This window comes from Paenibacillus sp. P4_A7 (assembly GCF_056402455.1).
The window spans coordinates 1-5,038 of sequence record NZ_JBFUHJ010000414.1 but is presented as its reverse complement, the minus strand read 5'-3'; the positions used below and the strand labels follow the sequence as shown (position 1 = coordinate 5,038).

The window sequence follows — 5,038 nt, the reverse complement described above, 5'->3', positions numbered from 1 at the left end:
CTTCAGAACATGGCGCAACATTCTCCATTTTGCTGAACGGCACAGATATTACGAGCAATTTCGAGGATACGATAACGCCGCAAACTCTGCCGTTAATATTCGGTCCAAATACGCTCACAATCGCTCAGACATCGGAAGTGGGCGCAACGACTAACTATACTGTTGGTATTTACAAGGCCTACACAACTGCAACAATAGGCAACTTTTCACCGGTATCAACAACGGTCGGCACATCACCAACACTTCCGGCAACGGTTGATGTGACATTTGATGGCAGCCATAAGCAACAAATTGCTGTTAAGTGGGATATGATGAACAATGAAGTTCTGAATACTCCGGGAACATACACTGTTAATGGCTCGTTGGTGGGCATGTACAGCAAAGTGAGCAGCCTAGTCCATATTAACGGTGTAACATTAATAGACTCATTATCGCCTATATCAACATTGATTAAGGAAGCGCCTGTATTACCAACATCAGTTTCGGCGCAAACGATAGTAGATGGTCAGCCCGGAAGTACGGCATTACCGATTACTTTTGTTGAACTTGATCCTTCTTTATATTCAAAGGCAGGAACATTTATAGCTGAAGCTCATGTTATCGGACGTAATGCTACAATATTGCAGCATGTTGTTGTCTTAGATCCAGCGGCTCAGGATAAGACGCTTGTGAGCATAACAACACCAGCACCAATTACAGGAGTGGCCAATGGAACAGCCAAGACGGCAGAAGCTCTTGGATTGCCTGCTACAGTAGAACTGGTTACCGATGCCGGCAATGTGAATGCTAGTGTGACATGGGATGTAGATGCTTCAAGCTATAATCCGGCGGAAAAGACAGCACAGACCTTCAATATAGCTGGAACGGCAACGTTGCCTGCAGGGGTGGCAAATCCAAACAGCGTAGCCTTGAAAACAAGCATCAGCGTAACTGTAAAAGCAGGATCGACGCCAACAACGCCGACACCGACGCCAACACCAACGCCGGAACCTACACCGGTAACTGAAATCACAGTAAAAGGAGATACAGTAACCGGTACAACAACGGTTAAGGCTTCTTCAAGCAATAACGGGAAGGCGACAGCTGCTGTATCCAAAAAACAGGTAGAAGATGCCATCAATAAGGCAGCAGCAGAAGCTGCGAAGCAGGGCGGAGACGCAAAAATTGAATTAAAAATTAAAGTAACCGCACCGGCGGATACCTCGTCAGTAGAGATCAACATTCCGGAAGCCGCATTGCTTTTGGCGACAGAAAGCAAAATTGATGAACTTACGATAACAACTCCGTTTGCTTCCATCACCTTAGATGGTCAGTCGATCTCCGGCATGTCCACACAGGCGGAAGGTGGAGTAAAGCTAACAGTCTCGCAAACAGTGGGCGACAGACCGGTGTTCAACTTCAGTGCGACCAGTGGCGACAAAACCCTATCGCAGTTTAACGGAAGGTTATCGGTATCTGTACCGTACACACTGAAAGCAGGTGAGGATCCGAATGCTGTGGTTATATACGCCATAGATGCCAAAGATCAACTTGAAATCGTAAGCAACGGCGTATATAACCCTGCAACGGATACGATGAACTTTAAGATTTCTTCCTTATCGAATTTTGCAGTAGGTTACAACAAAGTCAGCTTCAAGGACGTGCCCGATTCTGCGCCTTATAGCTCTGCTGTAAGCTTTATCGCAGCAAGGGGTATCACCACAGGGACAGGCAACGGTAATTTCAGTCCGAATGCGAAGTTAACCAGGGCGCAGTTTATTGTGATGGTGATGAGAGCCTATGGTATCAGCCCTGATCACGATGCTCAAAATAATTTTGCAGATGCAGGAAAGTCCTATTATACAGGCTATCTTGCAGCAGCCAAGCGGCTCGGCATATCCAATGGCATAGGCAATAACAGGTTTGCACCTAACAAGAATCTTACTAATCAAGAGATGAACACACTCTTGTACAACACATTAAAAGTGTTGGACCAACTGCCATCAGCTAAAGATGGGCAGGATCTGGATCTGACAGACTTCAGGGACGCAGATCAGATCGCACCATGGGCGAAAGAGGCTATGACGCTGTTTGTAAATGCGGGTATTACGCAGGGCAGCGGTACAGAACTCTCTCCGGCGGACAAAACGAACCGGGCGCAGATGGCTCAGACGATCTATCAGTTGTTGAAGAAATAAGAGTATAACGTATGCTATTTAACCCATAGTTAGCAGGCAAGCATTGTTATTCATGCTTGCCTGCACTAAGGGTTAATTGATTGTAAACCAATGAATTGAAGAATGAGAAGCGAGGGACAACGATGAATACAATTCCAAGAACGGTACAAAACTTCGACTCCGACTGGATGTTCCATTTAGGCGATATCCCTGTTATGCATGCTGTAAAAGCAGGAATGACAGGGGGATTGACTGACTGTGAGGATATAGAACAAGGAGAATGGCTGAAGATTGCTTTCTTTGACGAAAGAGAAGCGGCTGTCATGAAAGAGCGGGATTGGAAGCCAGTCACTCTTCCGCATGACTGGTGTGTGGAAGGGAACTATGTAAACGATGGGAATAAAGTTAAACATCATAAAAACCATGGTTATCTCCCAGTTGGCATTGGGTGCTATCGTAAAGTTTTCGAGATTCCTACGGAGGATCTTGGAAAGAAATTATCAATCGAGTTCGATGGAGTTATGCGAAACTCTACCGTATGGGTTAACGGGCACTTGCTTGGAACTCATCCAAGCGGATATACGGGCTTTTGCTATGATATTACCGATATTGCGCGTTACGGTGCTGAGGGGAAAAATGTCATTTTCGTCAAGGTAGATGCCAGTGATTATGAAGGCTGGTGGTATGAAGGGTGCGGTATTTATCGTCACGTCTGGTTGAATAAGACGGAAAGACTTCACGTAGGAAGACACGGAACGTATGTAACCACGCCAATGGTAGACAAAAATGAGGCTAAAGTTAATGTATCGACAAACGTACATAACGAACAGCCTCATGTAGTGAACAGTTTGATCAAAACGATAATTGAGAATGCTTCAGGGCAAGTGGTCGCTTCCAGCTCGGAAATTATTATCATTCAAGCAGATAGTCAAGCAGATATTGAAACTGTAATGTATTTAACGGAGCCCATGTTATGGTCGCCTGAGCATCCTTATCTTTATGAAGTGATTACGGAAATTTATGATGCCACCGATGAGCAAAATGTAAGGGATGTTTACAGAACTCCGTTAGGTGTGCGAACAATAGAGTTTACCACGGATGGATTTTATCTAAATGGTGAACGGTATTTGATCAAAGGAACTTGCAATCATCAGGATTTCGCTGGTGTAGGAGTCGCACTGCCTGATCAAGTCACTGAACATAAAATCAAACTTCTCAAAAGTATGGGATGCAATGCATACAGATGCGCTCATCATGCTCCCTCACCTGAGCTTTTAGATCTGTGCGATCGAATGGGTATGCTCGTTGTAGACGAGAACAGGAAGCTCGATGTATCCCCAGACGGGATCGCAGACCTGAAAGAGATACTTTATAGAGATCGGAATCACCCATCAATCATTTTGTGGAGCATGGAGAACGAGGAAATATTAGAAGGAACGATTATGGGAGCGAGAATGCTTGATACGCTGTCACGAATTACGCATGCCATCGATCCTACTCGCCCTACGATTTCCTGTATGAATCACGGGTGGAATGACGGAGGATATAGTCTATCCGTAGATATAACCGGATATAACTATGGCCAACGAGAAGATCAATATATTGTCGACCATGAACAGTTTCCAGATCGGATCATGCTTGGAAGCGAGAGTACGAGCTGTACGACTACACGTGGAATCTATGAGAATGATGATGTTAAAGGATACTGTTCATCCTATGGAGATCAGATTCCGGAGTGGTCATGCTCGCACGAGAAATCGTGGCAGGATGTGGTGAATCATCCTCATTTGACGGGCATATTCGTATGGACTGGTTTTGATTACAGAGGAGAGCCGACGCCTTATCAATGGCCCTGCATCGGATCTCATTTCGGAATTATGGATAGCTGCGGATTTCCAAAGGATGCTTATTATTTCTATAAAGCAGCTTGGACGGAAGAGCCGATGGTGCACATTCTGCCTCACTGGAACTGGCCAGACAAAATTGGTGAAGAGATTGATGTATGGGCGTATAGCAATTGCGAGACTGTGGAGTTGGTGATTAATGGTAATAGTCTGGGTGAGAAAAGCGTTGATCGAAATTCACGAAATGAGTGGAGGGTCGGCTACGTTCCCGGTCAACTGACGGCGATAGGGAAAATAGCCGGTAAAGAAATCGTGCGAGAGGTTATAACCACCACAGGCGCTCCCGTTAGTATTCGTATAGAGTCGGATAAAACGGAAATGAAAGCTAATTGTACGGATATAGCGATGATTAAAGTATCCATACTGGATTCTTCTGGTGAAATTGTTCCTACTGCTGATAATGAGATTATTTTTACAATCGAAGGTCCCGGTAAAATTATCGGCGTTGGAAACGGTGATCCAAGCAGCCTTGAACCTGATAAAGCCAATCGTAGACGTGCGTTCAACGGACATTGTTTAGCGATTGTTCAGGCTAACAAGGAACAAGGAGACATTGTGATAAGAGCAACTTCGGTTTCACTTCAAACAGCCGTGGCAGTGGTACGTTTGGGATGATATTGGATTCTAAACCATCTTTTTAAAGTTCTACGGATATAGGCCAGTTTTAGAATGGAGAATTATGAAAAAAAGGCAGCTGAGCATCTCAAATAATGAGGGCTCAGCTGCCTTTGCTTGCTTAAAGCTGTTTCAAAAATTCAACAATCGTTAACAGTCCCTTGTCGAAGTTCTCAAGGTTGAAATGCTCATTAGGAGCATGTAGATTTTCGTCTGGGAGTCCGAAGCCCATCATGACGACTGGAGCGCCTAATACGCGGGAGAATGTTTCAACAATTGGAATCGATCCGCCATCCTTCGTAAATAAAGCGCGAGTACCGTACACTTTTTCATAAGCATCAGCTGCTTTTTGAAGTATAGGAT

3 protein-coding genes are annotated in these 5,038 nt (G+C 44.8%); 2 read left to right on the top strand and 1 reads right to left on the bottom strand.

Annotated features, from left to right (window positions below):
- Both AC1DWN_RS27700 and galA read left to right on the top strand, forming a co-directional pair.
- A partial coding sequence (locus AC1DWN_RS27700; RefSeq protein WP_477562107.1) for an S-layer homology domain-containing protein occupies positions 1-2,177 on the top strand: 2,177 nt, incomplete at its 5' end.
- Positions 2,178-2,299: 122 nt separating this feature from the next.
- Positions 2,300-4,675: a beta-galactosidase GalA gene (galA, locus tag AC1DWN_RS27695; protein ID WP_477562106.1), complete on the top strand. Its 2,376-nt coding sequence runs from the start codon at positions 2,300-2,302 to the stop codon at positions 4,673-4,675.
- 121 nt (positions 4,676-4,796) lie between these two features.
- On the opposite strand, the gene AC1DWN_RS27690 is transcribed toward galA, so the two are convergent.
- Positions 4,797-5,038: M20/M25/M40 family metallo-hydrolase (locus AC1DWN_RS27690; protein ID WP_477562105.1), on the bottom strand; the 242-nt coding region annotated here is incomplete at its 5' end.

Coding starts and splice junctions, on each gene's coding strand:
- galA (WP_477562106.1), top strand. CDS start 2,300: ATGAATACAATTCCAAGAACGGTACAAAACTTCGACTCCGACTGGATG.